Genomic DNA, 16,698 nt, shown 5'->3' with positions numbered 1-16,698 from the left:
GAGCTCGGCCGTGCGCTGGGCGTGCCGGTCAGGCTGCGCCACCTCCCCGCCCCGGCGCCCGGCGGCGATGCCGGGCCACCCRGCGCCGGCACCGACCTCGTCTTCGGCAACGCCGGTGCCGCGCGGCCGCGCGCGGCCACCGTGCATGCGCCCGCCATTCCCCCAGGCACCCTGCTGACGCTGCGCTTCACACCGGTGGACCGGCTCGGCCTGCTGGCCGGCAAGACCGCATGCGCGAGCCAGGACAGCCCTTATGCGCCCGCGCTGGCCCGCGCCGGTGCCGAATTGCGCCGCTATCCGTCCGCGCTGCAGGCGCTGCTGGCTTTCCGCCGCGGCGAGTGCGCGGCGGTGGCGGCCGACGCCGCGCTGGCCGCGCGCGTCATGCGCCTGCCCGAATGGCGTTTCTTCGCGGCAGCGCCGCTGCTGCTGCACGGCGAAGGCCCGCTGCTGACCCTGCCCCGCGCCGATTCGCAATCCGTGCGCTACCTCGAGCAGTGGCTGGCGAGCCGGCAGCGTGACGGCCAGCTCGCCCGGTGGCGCGACGCCGCCGCCGGCGAGGCGGCTTTCAACACCATGCTGGTGGAGAGCGGCCTGATCTGCCACTGAGGGCGCACCGGTGCGCCGCACACTTCGAACACACAAGCAGCAGAACATCGCGACACAGGAGCAAGAATGAGTTTGTCACCGGGCGGCACGAGCAACCGCCAGCGCATAGCGGACTGGCATCGCCAGAGCGGCTTCGCCCCCGCCTCCCTCGAACCCGATGCGGCACCCGGCCCGGCACCACGCGCCCTGCCCCCTGACGACATCCTGCGCGCGCTGTCCGAGCGCTTCGCCGCGCGCGCCGCCACCCATGACCGCGACGCCAGCTTCGCCCACGAGAACATMGCCGAACTGCATCGGCTCGGCCTGCTCTCGCTCACCGTGCCGCGCGCGCTCGGCGGCGCCGGCGCGGGGCTGGCGGAGGCACGCCGCGTGATCCACCACGTTGCCGCGGGCGACCCGTCGACGGCACTGGTGCTGGTCATGCAGACGCTGGGCCACCGCAACCTCGCCAACGACACGCAGTGGCCGCAGGCGGTGCGCGAGGCCGTGCAGCGCAGCGCGGTGGCGCATGGCGCGCTGATCAATTCGCTGCGCGTGGAGCCGGAGCTTGGCTCGCCCGCGCGCGGCGGCCTGCCCGGCACGGTGGCGCGCCGCCATGGCGACGGCTGGATCCTGTCCGGCCACAAGATCTACGCCACCGGCATCCCCGCGCTGGACTGGCTGGCCGTGTGGGGCCGCACCGACGAGGCCAGTCCGCGCACCGGGGTGTTCCTGGTGCCGCGCGACGCGCCGGGCATTACCGTGGTGCCGACCTGGGACCACCTCGGCATGCGCGCCACCGGCAGCCACGACGTGATCTTCGACAACGCCCCGCTGCCGGCCGAATACGCCGTGGACCTGCGCCAGCCGGCCGCCTGGGCCGAGCGCGTCGACCCGGCCTGGGCCACGTGGACCGCCACCCTGCTCGGCACCTTGTACGATGCCGTGGCGCGTTCGGCGCGCGACTGGTTTGCCGGCTGGCTCAACCTGCGCGCGCCCGGCAGCCTGGGCGCGCCGCTCGCCACGCTGCCGCGCTTCCAGGAAGCGGTGGGCCGCATCGACGCCTGGCTGCTGGCCAACCGCGTGCTGCTGGACCGCTTCAGCGCCGACGCGGATGCGGGCGCGCYGGCCAGCGTCACCGACAGCAACCTGCTCAAGCTCAACGTCACCGACAACGCCATCGCCGCCGTGGAGCTGGCGCTCAGGCTGGCCGGCAACCCGGCCTTGTCGCGCGGCAACCCGCTCGAGCGCCATTACCGCAACGTGCTGTGCAGCMGCATCCATACCCCGCAGAACGACGCCATCCTGGCGGGCGCGGGCGCGCAGGCCCTGCGCGCGGCCACCGGCGCCCCCGCCGCAACCTGAGACTGCCATGACCCGACCCCGCTACAGCCCGCGCCGCATCGCCATCGTCGGCGGCGGCATGGCCGGCACCCTGACCGCCATCCGCCTGCTGCGCGACAGCAGCGTGCCACTGGCCATCCACCTGTTCGAGCCGCGCGCCGAGGTAGGCCGCGGGCTGGCCTACAGCACACCGGACCCGGCGCACTACCTGAACGGGCCCGCGCTGAACTTCAGCCTGTTCCCGGAAACGCTGGAGGATTTCTCGCACTGGCTGGTCGGGCACGGCCACGCCCATGCCGCCACGGCCGACGACACCTTCGCCCCGCGCAGCGTCTATGGCGACTACCTGCGCGACACGCTKGCGCGCGCGCTGTCCGCCGCCGCCGGGCGTGCCACGCTGGAGCATGTGCGCACGGAGATCACCGACCTGACCATCGGCGTGCCGCACCGTGTGCGCGGCGCCGACGGCCGCGGCTGGGACGCCGACCATATCGTGCTGGCCACCGGCGTGCAGCCGGCACGGCCCGCGCTGGCGCAGGACCCGGCGCTCGAAGCCGACGGCCGCTATGTGCCCGATCCCTGGCAGCCGGATGCGCTGGCCGCGCTGGCCGGCGCGCGCGACATTGCGCTGGCCGGCACCAGCCTGACCATGCTCGACGTGGTGGCGACACTGGAGCGGCTCGGCTTCAGCGGCACCTACCATGCCTTCTCGCGGCGCGCGCTGTTGCCCTGGCTGCGCCACGGGGCGGGACCGTGCGACGACTTCCTTGCCGCCGCCGGGCCGGCGGCGCTGGCCGCCCCCACCGCGCGCGACGTGGTCCGCCGGGTGCGCGCCCAGTGCCGTGCGCTGACCGCGCAGGGGCTGGACTGGCAGAGCGTGCCGCCCGCGCTGCGCGCCCATATCGGCCCGCTGTGGGCAGCCGCCAGCGTGCCGGAGCGCCAGCGCTTCCTGCGTCATGCCCGGCCGTTCTGGGACAACCTGCTGCACCGGGCGGCGCCGCCCACGCATGCGGTGCTAGCGGCAGTCCGCGCGCAAGGCCGGCTGCGCGTCCATGCCGCGCGGGTCACGCGCCTGGATCGCTCKGGCGATGGCCGGCTGGCGCTGCGCCTGTCGCGCGAGCTGCCCGCGGTGCCCACGGTGGACGGGCTCGTCAACTGCACCKGCGCGGAATATGGCTGGCATGCCGGCAACGAGCGGCCGCTGGTGCGCAGCCTGCTGGCGCGCGGCCTGGTGCGCCCGGCCGCGGCGGGATCCGGCGTGGACGGCGACGCGCGCGGCATCGTGTTCGACCKCGGCGGCCGCGCGGTGCCGGGCCTCAGCGCCCTGGGCGCGCCCTTGCGCGGCGCGCTCTGGGAGTCCGGCACCATCATCGACGTGCGCAACCAGGCCGCGGCGCTGGCCGCGAGGCTGGTCGGGGAACTGGAGCTGTCTGCCTGGCCCGAGGCGGTGATCCAGGCCGAGGCAGCCTAGGCGGGCAGAAGGGCAAAAGGGCAGAAGGCCGCCGGCCGCCGCCTGAACAAGCTGCCTGACCGCGCTGTCTAATCGCGCTGTCTTAGCGCACCGCCTTCGGGCTGACGATCGGGTCAAGGCCGCTGCGCTCCACTTCCGCGCGCGCGGCCGGGGAGGCCAGGTAGCGGATCAGGGCCCGGCCCGCATCCGGATGCTCGGCGCCGACGGGCACGCCGGCGGCAAAGGTGGTGATCTTCTGCATCGACTCCGGAATCTTGCCAACGAAGGTGATGCCCTGCACCGGCAGCAGTTCGCTCACCTGCTGCAGGCCGACCTGGTAGTCGCCGCTGGCGACCACGCTGCCCACGGGGATCTTCTCGATCATATGGGCGCGGCCCTTGACCTGCTCCTCGATGCCGAGCTTCCTGAACATCTCTTTCTCGACGTACACCCCGCTCGCGCTGTCCGAATAGGCAATCGAGCCGGCCTTGAGCAAGGTGTCGCGGAAGGCGTCCACGGTGCCGATATCCGGCCTGGCCGCCCCGGCCCGCACCGCCAGCCCGATGCGCGAATCAGCCAGGTCGGTGCGGCTGTCCGGTATCACCTTGCCCTGCTTGACGAGGTCATCTAGGGCATAGCCCACCATGATCACCACGTCGGCATGCTCGCCGCGCGCCAGGCGGTTGGGAATCGCCTCGGGCGACTTGCCCATCGAGGGGCCCCAGGCCGTGCTCAGCGTGTGGCCGGTGGCCTTCTCGAAGCTCGGGCCGAGCGCCTTGTAGGCGGCGGTGAAGCCGCCCGAATTCATGACCTTGACCTCGTCGGCCAGCGCATTGCCGGCAGCCAGGACCAGGCTGGCGGCCACGGCCAGCGCCAGCGCAGGCCACGGCTGGCGGGATTGGGGAAAGGAGTGACGGACGGGCCGGCTGGCCGATGAGATAGACATATGCGCTCTCGGTGGGCATTGAAGGGAAAGACCCGCCGCCGCGGAGGTCTCGCATCGGTGTTTCGGCGGGTGGGCCGCTCATTCTATGCAAGGCCGCCGGGCCGCGATAATGCAATCTTTCTTGGCATTGATCGCTTCCTTGCATCAATGCGCGCCCCGCTTTCTGCCCCGCCCGGGCACGGCTTCCAGCACCATCTCGTACAGCGCCTGCGCATGCGGCGACAGCATCTGCCCGCGGCGGCGCAGGATGCCGAGCGTGCGGGTCACGGCAGGCTCGCGCAGCGGGACCGCGGCCAGCGCGGCGCGCTCGCCGCCCGGCAGCGCCAGGCGCGGCACCGCGGCGATGCCCAGCCCGGCCTCCACCAGCGCCAGCACGCTGCTGACGTGGCGCACCTCGTAGAACGCCGCCGGCCGCCCCGGGACGTCGGCCAGCGCCAGATCCAGCATGAGCCGGTTGCCGCTCGAGCGGGATAGCGCCACCAGCGTGTACTTGCCCAGCTCGGCCCATTTCACCGAGCGGCGGCGCGCCAGCGGATGCGCCGGGTGGCAGGCCAGCACGAAGGGATCGCGCAGCAGCGGCTCGAACAGCAGGTCGGCCTCCTGGGTGCCGATGAAGTTCAGGCCGAAGTCCGCCTCGCCGCTGGCCACGCTGTGCAGGACCACATTGGCGCCTTCGTCCACCATCTTGACGCGCACATTGGCGAACTGCGCATGAAAACGCGCGATCACCGCCGGCAGGAAGTAATGCGCGGCCGAGGGCACGCAGGCAATGGTCACCTCGCCGCTGCGCGCGGCCGCCGGATCGCCGATGCCGAGCAGTTGCGCTTCCACCTCCGCCAGCACCGCGCGCGCCTTGCCGACGAACTCGCGTCCCACCAGCGTCAGCGTGACCCGGCGCGTGGTGCGCTCGAACAGCTTCACGTTGAGCGCCTCTTCGAGCTTCTCGATGCGGCGCGAAAGGGCTGGCTGCGACAGGCTGAGCGCCTCCGCCGCGGCGCGGAAGCCGCCCTGCTCCACCACCGCCACCATGGCCTGCAGGTCGCCRAGGTCGAATCTGATCTGTTGCATCGTGTCTTGGTGGTTTCGGGGTGGTATCAGGGTGGTACGGGGTGTATCCCGGTGGATCGGGGTGGCATCGAGCGGCGCGCAGGCCAGCCGCAAGCGGCGCATGCCAGGCGGCATTGATGCGCGCCGCCGATCAAAGGCCCGGGCCTGCCATTCTAGCGCCGCCCGGCGCCCGCGCGTGCCCGACACCCCACCTGCGTAGGTGAATGGGCGGCGCCGGCCTGCGGTATTCTCCGGGGCTTCGCCTGCCCGCCCCGGGCCGGACCCCCACCCGGAGGAAACCGGCCGATGAACGACCCGTTCGCCCTGCTGGCAGTCACGACGCTGCTCAGCGTCATGATGCTGGGCATCGTCTGGTCGCTGCGCCGCAGCGGCCAGCCGGGCGTGACGCAGTGGTGGTACTGCGCCCTGACGGCCATCGGCGCGCTGACGCTGTTTACGCTGCGCGGCAGGATCACGGACGTGCTGGCCGTCGTGGTGGCAAACGGCGCGCTGGCATGGGCGCTGGCGCTGTTCTACGCCGGCACGCTGCGCTTCTGCGGGCGCGAGCCGCCATGGCGGCGCCTGGTGGCCTGCACGCTGGCCGTGATGGGCGGCATCGTGACCTGGCGCTACATCTTCCAGGACTTCAACACGCGCGTGGTGATCGTCTCGGCCTTCCACGCGTGGTTCTGCGCCGCAACCGGCGTGGCGCTGGTGCGCTACCGCCCGCGCGGGCGCGCCACCAGCCATCACCTGACCACCGCCGGCTTCGCTTTCTTCTTTGCCGCGGCGCATACGCTGCGCGGCGTGCTGTCMGCACTGGCCGTCATGGACGACCCCGCCACCATGGCCTCGCCGGGGCTGAACGCGGGCTTCCTGGTGGTGGGCGCGCTGGCCATCCCGGCCCTGAGCATGGGCGCGGTGCTGATGGTCCACGACGCCATGGTGCGCCGGCTGGAAACCATCGCCAATACCGACTTMCTGACCGGCGTGCTGTCGCGCAAGGCCTTCGAGGACGAGGCCGGGCGCGAGCTGGCGCGCGCCGCGCGCGGCGGCCGGGCGCCGGTGCTGCTGATCGTCGATATCGACCACTTCAAGGCGGTCAACGACACGTTCGGCCATGCCACCGGCGATGCGGTACTGGCTGAGTTCGCCCGCCTGGCGGCGGCCAGCCTGCGCGCGCCAGACCGCATCGGCCGCATGGGCGGCGAGGAGTTCGTGGTGCTGCTGCCCGCATGCTCGCTGGACGACGCCCGCCACGCCGCCGAGCGCATCCGCGCCCAGGCCGAAGCCAGCCACGTGGGCCACGCAAGCAATACAGGCAATGCAAGCCGCCCGCCGGACAGCGTGCGCTATACCGTCAGCGGTGGCTACGCCGCATGGCAGCCCGGCGAGACCCTGGCGCAGCTCATGGCGCGCGCCGACGCCGCGCTCTACATGGCCAAGTTGTCCGGGCGCAACCGCATRCTGCCGGACGCTGCCGGCATCCAGGCGCCGGCACCCGTGGGCATGGCGAGTCGCTAGGCCTTGGCCGCGGCCATGGCGGCGCCGGAAGTGTCGGCAGCGGCGCAAGCGCTGGTGGCGCGGTAGGCGCCGGGCCGTGAGCCGGTCCAGCGCCTGAACGCGCGGTGAAAGGCGCCGGGCTCGGCAAACCCCAGCTCGGCGGCGATCTCCGCCAGCGGACGGCTGGAATGGCTGAGCGCCTCGATGGCGAGGTCGCGCCGCAGCTCGTCCTTGAGCTGCTGGTAGGTCCCGCCCTCTTCCATCAGCCGGCGCCGCAGCGACGACGGCGACATGTGCAGCCCCTGGGCCAGTTGCTCGAAGGTGGGCCACCGCTCCGGCGCCAGGGCCCGCAACTGGCGCCGCACGCGCGCCATGATGCTGCTGCGGTCGTTGTACTTGACCACCACGTTGTGCGGTGCGTCGCGCAGGAAGGCCTTGAGGCTGCGCTCGTCCTGGTGCACCGGCTGTTCCAGCCAGGCCGCGTCGAACACCAGCGCCGTGGCGGGCTGGTCGAAGGCCAGATGGCGCGAGTACATCAGCCGGTATTCGGCGGCATAGGGCGGCTGTGCATAGCTGAACGCCGCCAGCAGCACCGGCACGCGCCGGYGCAGCAGCCAGCTCATCAGGCCATGCAGCATGATCAGCATGGTCTCCTGGGCGAATACGCCCGGCGGCCGCTGCGAGGTAGCCGCCAGTACCAGCGCCGCGCGCTCGTGCCCGGCGGCGGCTTGCCCGGCCATGGCCTTGCCGAGGTCGTTGCCGGCCGCCACCGCGCCCTCGCGCACCAGGCGCACGCCGATATCGTCGAGCAGCAGGCCGAAATAGCGCGCCACCCGTTCCAGCCCCTGCGCCAGCGTCTTGCTGCCCGCCACCGCGTGGCACAGCATGGCGAAGCTGCCGCATTTCATCCGGCGCGAATCCTGGCCGAAGAATTCGTCGTCGAGCGCSGCGGCCACCTCCATCCACAGGGCGCTGTAGCTGGCGGCCGAGACGCGCGCCTGCGGCACCGCCAGCAGCGCCGGCGCGATGCCGGCGGCCTGCAGCACCGGCTCCGGGGCAATGCCGCGCGCGCGCAGGCCGGCAATGGCGTGGTGGACGAAACAGATGGCGACGCTGTGTTTTTCCATGGGCAGGCAGGCGGGGACTGGCGAAGGAACTGGCAAACGAGTTCAGCAAATCTGGCGGATTCTGGCATAGGACCGTCCCTGCCGTCTTCCTACACTGCTGCMAGGCCTTGCCGGAACGTTGCACCAGCGCCCCGGCCAGCAACCCCACCTACCTCCACCGCGACCCGCCATGCCACACGACCTGACCGAACAGCAAGCCATGATCCGCGATACCGCCCGCGCCTTCGCCGGCGAGCGCCTGGCGCCGCGCGCGGCCGCGTGGGACCGCGCCGCCGAACTGCCGCCCGAGGTGGTGGCCGAGATGGGCGCGCTCGGCCTGCTGGGCATGATCGTGCCGGAGCAATGGGGCGGCACCTACACCGACTATGTCGCCTACGCGCTGGCCATCGAAGAGATCGCGGCCGGGTGCGCAGCCTGCGCCACGCTGATGAGCGTGCACAACTCGGTTGGGTGCKGGCCCATCCTGCACTACGGCAGCGAGGCGCAGAAGGCCCGCTACCTGCCCCGCCTGGCCGCGGGCGAGATCATCGGCGCATTCTGCCTGACCGAGCCGCAGGCCGGCTCCGAGGCGCACAACCTGCGTACCCGCGCGCGGCCGACGGACGATGGCTGGGTGCTCAACGGCAGCAAGCAGTTCGTCACCAACGGCCAGCGTGCCGGCGTGGCCATCGTGTTCGCCGCCACCGAACCGGAACAAGGCAAGCGCGGCCTGTCGGCCTTCGTGGTGCCCACCGACACGCCCGGCTTCGTGGTGCACACGCCGGAGCGCAAGCTCGGCATCCGCGCCTCCGACACCTGCGCCATCACGCTGGAAGACTGCCGCGTGCCGCACGACGCGCTGCTGGGCGAGCCCGGCGAGGGCCTGCGCATCGCCCTGTCCAACCTGGAGGGCGGACGCATCGGCATCGCCGCGCAGGCGCTGGGCATCGCGCGCTCGGCCTTCGAGGCGGCGTGCCGCTACGCCGCCGAACGCGTGCAGTTCGGCCGCCCGCTGCGCGAGCACCCGCCCATCGCCAACATGCTGGCCGACATGGCCACCGAACTGAACGCCGCGCGCCTGCTGGTGCACCGCGCCGCGCATATGCGCAGCGCCGGCCTGCCCTGCCTGTCCGAGGCCTCGCAGGCCAAGCTGTATGCCTCCGAGCTGGCCGAGCGCGTATGCTCCAAGGCACTGCAGATCCATGGCGGCTACGGCTACCTGGAGGACTACCCGGTCGAGCGCCACTACCGCGACGCCCGCATCACACAGATCTACGAAGGCACCAGCGAGATCCAGCGCATGCTGATCGCGCGCAGCCTCTAAGCAGCATGCCTGCCCCTTTCCCGCCTTGTACCACCCGAACCTAGAACCGACGGAGACCACCCAATGAGTGCCCAGCCCGCTACCGCAACCACCGCCGTTCCCACCGTCAAGCTGCTGATCAACGGCGAGTGGGTGGAATCCGCCGCCACCGAGTTCCGCGCGGTGGTCAACCCCGCCACCCAGGAAGTGCTGGCACGCGTGCCGCTGGCCACGCCGGCCGAGGTGAACGCGGCGGTGGGCGCCGCGCAGCACGCCTTCGCCACCTGGCGCCACACCCCGCTGGGCGCGCGCCTGCGCATCATGCTCAGGTACCAGGCCCTGATCCGCGAGCACAGCAAGCGCATCGCCGCCATCCTCACCGCCGAGCAGGGCAAGACCCTGGCCGATGCCGAGGGCGACATCTTCCGCGGCCTGGAAGTGGTGGAGCACGCCTGCTCGATCGGCACGCTGCAGCAAGGCGGCTTTGCCGAGAACGTGGCGTCCACGGTGGATACCTACACCCTGCAGCAACCCATCGGCGTGTGCGCCGGCATCACGCCGTTCAACTTCCCCGCCATGATCCCGCTGTGGATGTTCCCCATGGCCATCGTGTGCGGCAACACCTTCGTGCTCAAGCCGTCGGAGCAAGACCCGCTGTCCACCATGGAACTGGTCAGGCTGGCGGTGGAAGCCGGCGTGCCGGCGGGCGTGCTGAACGTGGTGCACGGTGCGCGCGAGGTGGTGGATGCCCTGTGCACGCACCCGGATATCAAGGCAATCTCCTTCGTCGGCTCCACCGCCGTGGGCACCCATGTGTACGAGCTGGCCGGCGCGCACGGCAAACGCGTGCAGTCGATGATGGGCGCCAAGAACCACGCCGTGGTGCTGCCCGACGCGCACCGCGAGCACACGCTCAATGCGCTGGTGGGCGCCGCCTTCGGCGCGGCCGGCCAGCGCTGCATGGCGACCTCGGTCGCGGTGCTGGTCGGCGCGGCGCGCGAGTGGCTGCCCGAACTGGTCGCCAAGGCTGCCACGCTCAAGGTGGGCGCCGGGCACGAGCCCGGCACCGATGTCTGCCCCGTGGTCTCGGCGGCGGCAAAGCAGCGCGTGACCGCCCTGATCGACAGCGGCGTGCGCKAAGGCGCCGCCCTGCTGCTGGACGGACGCGGCGTGCAGGTGCCGGGCTACCCGGAAGGCAACTTCATCGGCCCGACCGTGTTCGCCGACGTGACCACGGAGATGTCCGTCTACACCCAGGAAATCTTTGGCCCGGTGCTGGTGGTGATCGGCGTGGACACGCTCGACGAGGCCATCGCCCTGGTCAACCGCAACCCGTTCGGCAACGGCACCGGCGTGTTCACGCAGAGCGGCGCGGCGGCGCGCAAGTTCCAGAGCGAGATCGACGTGGGCCAGGTCGGCATCAATATCCCCATCCCGGTGCCGGTGCCCTACTTCAGCTTCACCGGCTCGCGCGGCTCCAAGCTCGGCGATCTCGGCCCCTACGGCAAGCAGGTGGTGCAGTTCTACACCCAGACCAAGACGGTCACGGCGCGCTGGTTCGACGACGCCACCGTGAACGACGGCGTGAACACCACCATCAACCTGCGCTGAGCAGCGTCAACGGCAAGGAGCAAACATGCATATCGCCTTTATCGGTCTCGGCAACATGGGCGCGCCGATGGCCCGCAACCTGCTCAAGGCAGGCCACAGCCTGACCGTGTTCGACCTCAGCCCCGCCGCGCTGGCTTCGCTGCAGGCGGACGGCGCCGCGGTGGCCCGGTCGGCGCGCGAGGCGGCCGCCGAAGCCGACTTCGTCATCACCATGCTGCCCGCCGCGGCACACGTGCGCGCGGCCTATCTCGATGCCGATGGCGTGCTGGCCAGCGTACGGCCCGGCGTGCCGCTGGTGGATTCGAGCACCATCGACCCCGCCACCATCCGCGCGCTGGCCGTTGAAGCCGGCAAGCGCGGCAACCCGATGGCGGACGCGCCGGTCTCCGGCGGCACCGGCGGCGCGCAGGCCGGCACGCTGACCTTCATGGTGGGCGCGCAGCCCGAGCTCTTCGAGCGCATCAAGCCGGTGCTGGCCGGCATGGGCCGCAATGTGGTGAGCTGTGGCGATACCGGCACCGGACAGGTCGCCAAGATCTGCAACAACCTGATCCTCGGCATCTCGATGATCGGGGTGTCGGAGGCGATGGCCCTCGGCGCGCGCCTGGGCATCGAGGCGGGCGTGCTGGCGGGCATCGTCAACACCTCCACCGGGCGCTGCTGGGCCGCCGACACCTGCAACCCCTATCCGGGCGTGATCGAGACCGCGCCGGCCTCGCGCGGCTATAGCGGCGGCTTCGGCGCGGACCTCATGCTCAAGGACCTCGGCCTGGCCGCCGACGCCGCGCGCAGCGTGCGCCAGCCGCTCTTCCTGGGCGCGCTGGCGCAGCAGATCTACCAGGCCATGAGCCATGCCGGCGACGGCCAGCTCKACTTCTCCGGCGTGATCCGCCAGTACCTGGCGCAACCGCAGGAGCCGGCGGCATGATCGAGCACGCCATCGACGGGCATATCGCCCGTATCACGCTCAAGCGCCCGCCCGCCAATGCCTTCCATGCCGAAGGGCTGGAGCAGTTGCGCCAGCTGGTGGCCACGCTGGACGCCGATGCGCGCGTGYGCGCCATCGTCATCACCGGCGACGGCAGCAAGTTCTTCAGCGCCGGCGCCGACCTCAACGGCTTCGCCGAAGGCGACCGCGCCCATGCGCGCGAGATGGCCCGGCGCTTCGGCGAAGCCTTCGAAGCGCTGCAGAACGCGCGCCCGCTGGTGATTGCCGCCATCAATGGCTATGCGATGGGCGGCGGGCTGGAATGCGCGCTGGCCTGCGATGTGCGCATCGCCGAGGAGCAGGCACAGATGGCGCTGCCGGAGGCCGGCGTGGGTCTGCTCCCATGCGGCTGCGGCACGCAGACGCTGCCGTGGCTGGTGGGTGAAGGCTGGGCCAAGCGCATGATCCTGGCCAACGAGCGTGTCGATGCCGCCACGGCCCTGCGCATCGGCCTGGTGGAGGAAGTGGTGCCGGCCGGGCAAGCGCTCGACAGCGCCCTGAAACTGGCCGAGCGCGCCTGCAACGTCAGCCCGCGCGCGGCGGCATTCAGCAAGCAGCTGGTGCACCTGGCACGCCAGGGCGTGCCGCGCGGACCCGCGCTGGCGCTGGAACGCGAGCGCTTCGTCGACCTGTTCGACGGCGAGGACCAGCGCGAGGGCGTCAACGCCTTCCTGCAGAAACGCGCGCCGCAATGGCGCAACGCATAGGAGCACGCATGCGCCTGAACCCGAACGAGGCTGGCCAGCAAGACCCGGCGAGCGCAGCGCAAGCCGCGGCAGCAACTGCAGCCGCGCCCAGCGTGCGCTTCGAAGCGATCAACGGCGTGGGCGTGGTCACGCTGGACCGCCCGCGCCAGCTCAATGCCCTGTCCTACCCGATGATCGGCGCGCTCGACGCGCAGCTCTCGGCATGGGCCGGATGCCCCGACATCGTCGCGGTGCTGTTGCGCGGCGCCGGCGGCAAGGCTTTCTGCGCCGGCGGCGATATCCGCGCGCTGTACGACAGCTTCCACGCCGACACGCCGCTGCACCGCGAGTTCTTTGTCGACGAATACCGACTGGACTTCCGCCTGCACCGCTATCCCAAACCCGTGGTGGCGCTGATGGACGGCATCGTCATGGGCGGCGGCATGGGCCTGGCGCAGGCCGCGCAGCTGCGCGTGGTCACCGAGMGCTCGCGCGTGGCCATGCCGGAGACGGGCATCGGCCTGGTGCCGGATGTGGGAGCGAGCTTCTTCCTTGGCAAGCTGCCGGTGGCGCTATCGCTCTACGTCGGGCTGACGGGCGTGACGCTGGGCGCGGCCGATACGCTGCTGTGCGGACTGGCCGACCTGTCCGTGCCATCGGCCAGCCTGGAGAACCTGGCGCAGACGCTGGCCGCCATCCGCTGGGACGGCGATGTGCTCGGAAAACTGCGCTCGGCACTGCAGCCGCATCTCCATGCCGCGGCAGAGCAGGCCCCGTTGCAGCCGATGCTGCCGGCCGTGCTGAAGCATTTCCGCGCCGACGCCAGCGTGTCCGAGCTGTTCGCCAGCCTCGCGGCGGAAGCCGACCCGCGCTACGCGCAATGGGCGGCCGCTACGCTGGAGGTGCTGCGCAAGCGTGCGCCGCTGATGCTGGCGGTCACGCAGGCGCTGCTGCTGCGCGGMAGGCGGCTGGACCTGGCGAGTTGCTTCCGCATGGAGCTGGGCGTGGTGTCGCACGCGTTCACGCAAGGCGATTTCATCGAAGGCGTGCGCGCGCTGATCGTGGACAAGGACAATGCGCCGCGCTGGCGCGTGCCCTCGCCGAAGGAAGTCAGTGACGCCACGGTGCAATCGTTCTTCGCCAGCCCGTGGCCGCCCGAGGCCCACCCGCTGGCGGACCTCGGCTAGGCAGCCCGCTCAGCCACGCGCCTTGGGTGCGTGGCCGTGCGGCGCGTGCTCGTCCACCGGCACCTTGACCAGGCCGTCGGTGCGGAACATCGCCTTGATGCCGCGCACGGCCTGGCGGATGCGCCCTTCGTTCTCGATCAGGGCGAAACGCACGTACTCGTCGCCATAGTCGCCGAAGCCGATGCCCGGCGACACGCAGACCTTGGCCTTGGCCAGCAACTGCTTGGAAAACTCCAGCGAACCCAGCGCGCGATACGGCTCGGGAATACGCGCCCAGATGTACATCGAGGCCTTGGGGATCTCCACCGGCCAGCCGGATTCGATCAGCCCGCGCGCCAGCACGTCGCGGCGCGTCTGGTAATGCGCGGCGATTTCCTTGACGCATTGCTGGTCGCCTTCCAGCGCGGCGATGGCGGCCACCTGCAGCGGCGTGAAGGTGCCGTAGTCGTGATAGCTCTTCATGCGCGTGAGCGCCGCCACCAGGTCCGGGTTGCCCACCATGAAGCCGATGCGCCAGCCGGCCATGTTGTAGCTCTTGGACAGCGTGAAGAACTCCACTGCGATGTCCTTGGCGCCGGGCACCTGCATGATCGACGGCGCCTTCCAGCCATCGAACACGATGTCCGCGTAGGCCAGGTCGTGCACCACGAAGATGTCGTGCTTGCGCGCCAGCGCGATCACGCGCTCGAAGAAGTCCAGCTCCACGCATTGCGCGGTGGGATTCGACGGAAATCCCAGCACGATCATCTTCGGCTTGGGATAGCTGCCGCGGATGGCGCGCTCGAGCTCGGCGAAGAAATCCACGCCCGGCACCAGCGGCACCGAGCGGATATCGGCGCCGGCGATCACCGCGCCGTAGATATGGATGGGGTAGCTCGGGTCCGGCACCAGCACGGTGTCGCCGCGGTCCAGCGTGGCCAGCATCAGGTGAGCCAGGCCTTCCTTGGAACCGATGGTGACGATGGCTTCGCTGTCCGGGTCGATCTCCACCGCATAGCGCTCCTGGTACCAGTGGGAGATGGCGCGGCGCAGGCGCGGAATGCCCTTGGAGGCGGAGTAGCCGTGGGTGTCGGGCCGCTGCGCGGCTTCGGTGAGCTTGGCGACGATATGCGGCGGCGTGGCGCCGTCCGGATTGCCCATGCTCATGTCGATGATGTCTTCGCCACGGCGGCGCGCCGCCATTTTCAGCTCGGCGGTGATATTGAAGACGTACGGGGGGAGACGATCGATACGCGCGAAGCGGCGCTTGCCTGCGGAGGCGGACATGAATTTTCCTTGAACGTAAGCGCCCGGAACCGTCCGAGCGACGCTGCCGGCCGTTGTTTGCGGCCGAACGGAAAAGATCTTAGCGGCGAATGCGCGTGGCGTCCACGGGTTTTCGCAGCGCGGCGCTATCCAACGCTACGCACGCTACCCACGCTATCCACGCGATGCACGGGATGTGCGCGGCCTGCCGGCGCTGACCGCCTTGCCGCCGGCGCCGTCCACCTTGCGCACCACCGTATCGTCCGGCCCCAGCAGGCGGCCGTCTTCGGCGCGTACCTCGAGGGGCCGCACGGGCTTGCCGGCCACGGCGTCCACCAGCACGGAATGCGCTTCGCCGGGCGCGAAGAAAAAAGCCTCGCCCCACTGGCGCAGCCCCACCACCACCGGGAACAGGCCACGGCCCTTTGCCGTCAGCACGTATTCCTGGTAGGCGCTGCCGTCCGAGGCCGGCACCTGTTCGAGGATGCCGTGCGCCAGCAGCGTGCGCAGGCGGTCGGACAGGATGTTCTTGGCCAGGCCGAGGCTGCGCTGGAACTCGCCGAAGCGGCGCAGGCCGTCGAAGGCATCGCGCACGATCAGCAGCGACCACCAGTCGCCGATCACATCGAGCGAGCGGGCCACCGGACACTCGGCGCCTTCCAGGCTGGTTCGCCGCACCATAGACGCAACTCCGTGAGCAGGCCGCCGGTGCCACGCCGCGGAATGCGGCGCGCGGCGTTGGCGCGGCCCCGGCGGGAACGGCGCCCGCGGCGGAGCGGTTGCATTGTAAAACCGCCTTGCGCCAGCGACAAGGACAAGCCGCGCGCTCAGTCGTCCAGGTTCTCGTGCACGGCGGCGGCACCGGCCTTCCAGTAGCTGGCCGCGCGGATGCGGCCCTTCTCGATGCCGCGCTCGCCCACCAGGTACTGGCGCACGGCGCGGATCGCGGCGCCCTCGCCGGCGGCCCATACATAGCCTTCGCCGCGCGGCAGCGTGATCTCGCGCAGGGCCCGTTMGAGCAGCCCTGCATCACCGTCCGGCGCGCTGTCGCGATGCTGCCAGCGGACTTCCACCTCGGCGCGGCTGGGCAGCGGGATCCGGGCCGCGGCATTGTCCACCGCCACCACCGCCAGCGCGCGCACGCCGGCCGGCAGTTCTTCCAGGCGGCGGCCGATGGCGGGCAGCGCGGTCTCGTCGCCCACCAGCAGGTGCCAGTCGAAGCCGTCGGGAATCACGAATGAGCCACGCGGGCCGCCCACCCCGAGATACTGCCCGGGCGCGGCCTGCGCGGCCCAGGTGGAGGCGGGGCCGTCGCCATGCAGCACGAACTCGAGGTCGAGTTCGCCCGCCACCGGATCGTAGCGGCGCGGCGTGTAGTCGCGCGCGGCCGGCCTGGCCGCGCCTTCGGGGAACACCGGGCCGTTGGGGCCAAGTTCCGGCAGCGCGGGCTTGTGCTGGCCGGGGGCGGGGAAGAAGACCTTGACGTGATCGTCGAAGGAGGCGGAGACGAAGTCCTTGAGGTCGCCCCCGGCCAGGGTGACGCGCAGCAACTGCGGCGACACGTTTTGCGTGCGCACCACCTGCAGCAGGCGCATCTTGAGGGTATGGCGAACGCGTTGGACGGTGAGGTCGCGGGTAGTCATCGGTATCTGGTCCTGTTGGTTGGCTTGTGTCGTGCGGGTGTCCGCAGGGACAGG

The 16,698-nt window shown here is 71.2% G+C and carries 14 protein-coding genes and 1 pseudogene; 9 read left to right on the top strand and 6 right to left on the bottom strand.

From position 1 onward, the window contains the following. The 3 genes and pseudogenes from AC1DKV_RS32445 to AC1DKV_RS32435 form a co-directional block, all read left to right on the top strand. A pseudogene (locus AC1DKV_RS32445) lies at positions 1–606 on the top strand (ABC transporter substrate-binding protein); the annotation flags it as partial. 66 nt (positions 607–672) lie between these two features. After that, the gene (locus AC1DKV_RS32440; RefSeq protein WP_477138934.1) at positions 673–1,950 is read left to right on the top strand and encodes an acyl-CoA dehydrogenase family protein; all 1,278 of its coding nucleotides are present in this window, start codon (positions 673–675) and stop codon (positions 1,948–1,950) included. Positions 1,951–1,957: 7 nt separating this feature from the next. Next, positions 1,958–3,400 (top strand): FAD/NAD(P)-binding protein, encoded by a 1,443-nt coding sequence (locus AC1DKV_RS32435; protein ID WP_477138933.1) that lies wholly within the window; start codon positions 1,958–1,960, stop codon positions 3,398–3,400. Between the two features lie 82 nt (positions 3,401–3,482). On the opposite strand, the gene AC1DKV_RS32430 is transcribed toward AC1DKV_RS32435, so the two are convergent. Continuing rightward, on the bottom strand, positions 3,483–4,325 hold the full coding sequence (locus AC1DKV_RS32430) for a substrate-binding domain-containing protein (protein ID WP_441617047.1): 843 nt from the start codon (positions 4,323–4,325) through the stop codon (positions 3,483–3,485). Positions 4,326–4,469: 144 nt separating this feature from the next. Beyond that, complete coding sequence (locus AC1DKV_RS32425; protein ID WP_441617049.1) at positions 4,470–5,393, bottom strand: LysR family transcriptional regulator; 924 nt, start codon at positions 5,391–5,393, stop codon at positions 4,470–4,472. Positions 5,394–5,678: 285 nt separating this feature from the next. Here AC1DKV_RS32425 and AC1DKV_RS32420 point away from each other — a divergent pair, with 285 nt between their 5' ends. Next, positions 5,679–6,896, top strand: coding sequence for a GGDEF domain-containing protein (locus tag AC1DKV_RS32420; protein WP_477138932.1), 1,218 nt, complete (start codon positions 5,679–5,681; stop codon positions 6,894–6,896). On the opposite strand, the gene AC1DKV_RS32415 is transcribed toward AC1DKV_RS32420, so the two are convergent. Continuing rightward, positions 6,893–8,002: an AraC family transcriptional regulator gene (locus AC1DKV_RS32415; RefSeq protein ID WP_477138931.1), complete on the bottom strand. Its 1,110-nt coding sequence runs from the start codon at positions 8,000–8,002 to the stop codon at positions 6,893–6,895. The two genes, AC1DKV_RS32420 and AC1DKV_RS32415, sit on opposite strands and share 4 nt — an antisense overlap. A gap of 169 nt (positions 8,003–8,171) precedes the next feature. On the opposite strand from AC1DKV_RS32415, the gene AC1DKV_RS32410 reads away from it, so the two are divergent. The 5 genes from AC1DKV_RS32410 (at position 8,172) to AC1DKV_RS32390 (ending at position 13,756) form a co-directional block, all read left to right on the top strand. Further along, positions 8,172–9,305 (top strand): acyl-CoA dehydrogenase family protein, encoded by a 1,134-nt coding sequence (locus tag AC1DKV_RS32410; RefSeq protein WP_477138930.1) that lies wholly within the window; start codon positions 8,172–8,174, stop codon positions 9,303–9,305. Positions 9,306–9,368: 63 nt separating this feature from the next. After that, positions 9,369–10,895, top strand: a complete 1,527-nt coding sequence (locus tag AC1DKV_RS32405; RefSeq protein ID WP_477138929.1) for a CoA-acylating methylmalonate-semialdehyde dehydrogenase — start codon at positions 9,369–9,371, stop codon at positions 10,893–10,895. 25 nt (positions 10,896–10,920) lie between these two features. Beyond that, the gene (gene mmsB, locus AC1DKV_RS32400; protein WP_477138928.1) at positions 10,921–11,823 is read left to right on the top strand and encodes a 3-hydroxyisobutyrate dehydrogenase; all 903 of its coding nucleotides are present in this window, start codon (positions 10,921–10,923) and stop codon (positions 11,821–11,823) included. Further along, a complete protein-coding gene (locus tag AC1DKV_RS32395; protein ID WP_477138927.1) occupies positions 11,820–12,590 on the top strand; it encodes an enoyl-CoA hydratase in 771 nt (256 codons plus the stop codon). Before mmsB ends, AC1DKV_RS32395 begins: the two co-directional genes overlap by 4 nt. Positions 12,591–12,598: 8 nt before the next feature. Next, complete coding sequence (locus AC1DKV_RS32390) at positions 12,599–13,756, top strand: enoyl-CoA hydratase/isomerase family protein (protein WP_477138926.1); 1,158 nt, start codon at positions 12,599–12,601, stop codon at positions 13,754–13,756. Between the two features lie 9 nt (positions 13,757–13,765). On the opposite strand, the gene alaC is transcribed toward AC1DKV_RS32390, so the two are convergent. The 3 genes from alaC to AC1DKV_RS32375 form a co-directional block, all read right to left on the bottom strand. After that, a complete protein-coding gene (gene alaC, locus AC1DKV_RS32385; protein WP_441617065.1) occupies positions 13,766–15,022 on the bottom strand; it encodes an alanine transaminase in 1,257 nt (418 codons plus the stop codon). 153 nt (positions 15,023–15,175) lie between these two features. After that, a complete protein-coding gene (locus AC1DKV_RS32380; protein ID WP_441617067.1) occupies positions 15,176–15,682 on the bottom strand; it encodes a winged helix-turn-helix transcriptional regulator in 507 nt (168 codons plus the stop codon). A 146-nt stretch (positions 15,683–15,828) separates the two neighbouring features. Further along, positions 15,829–16,644 carry a siderophore-interacting protein gene (locus AC1DKV_RS32375; protein WP_477138925.1) on the bottom strand — a complete coding sequence of 272 codons (816 nt, stop codon included), beginning with the start codon at positions 16,642–16,644 and terminating at the stop codon, positions 15,829–15,831. Positions 16,645–16,698: the final 54 nt, after the last annotated feature.

The sequence above is a fragment of the Cupriavidus sp. 05T41 genome, from assembly GCF_056396525.1.
This window is presented reverse-complemented; position numbering and strand designations above follow the sequence as displayed.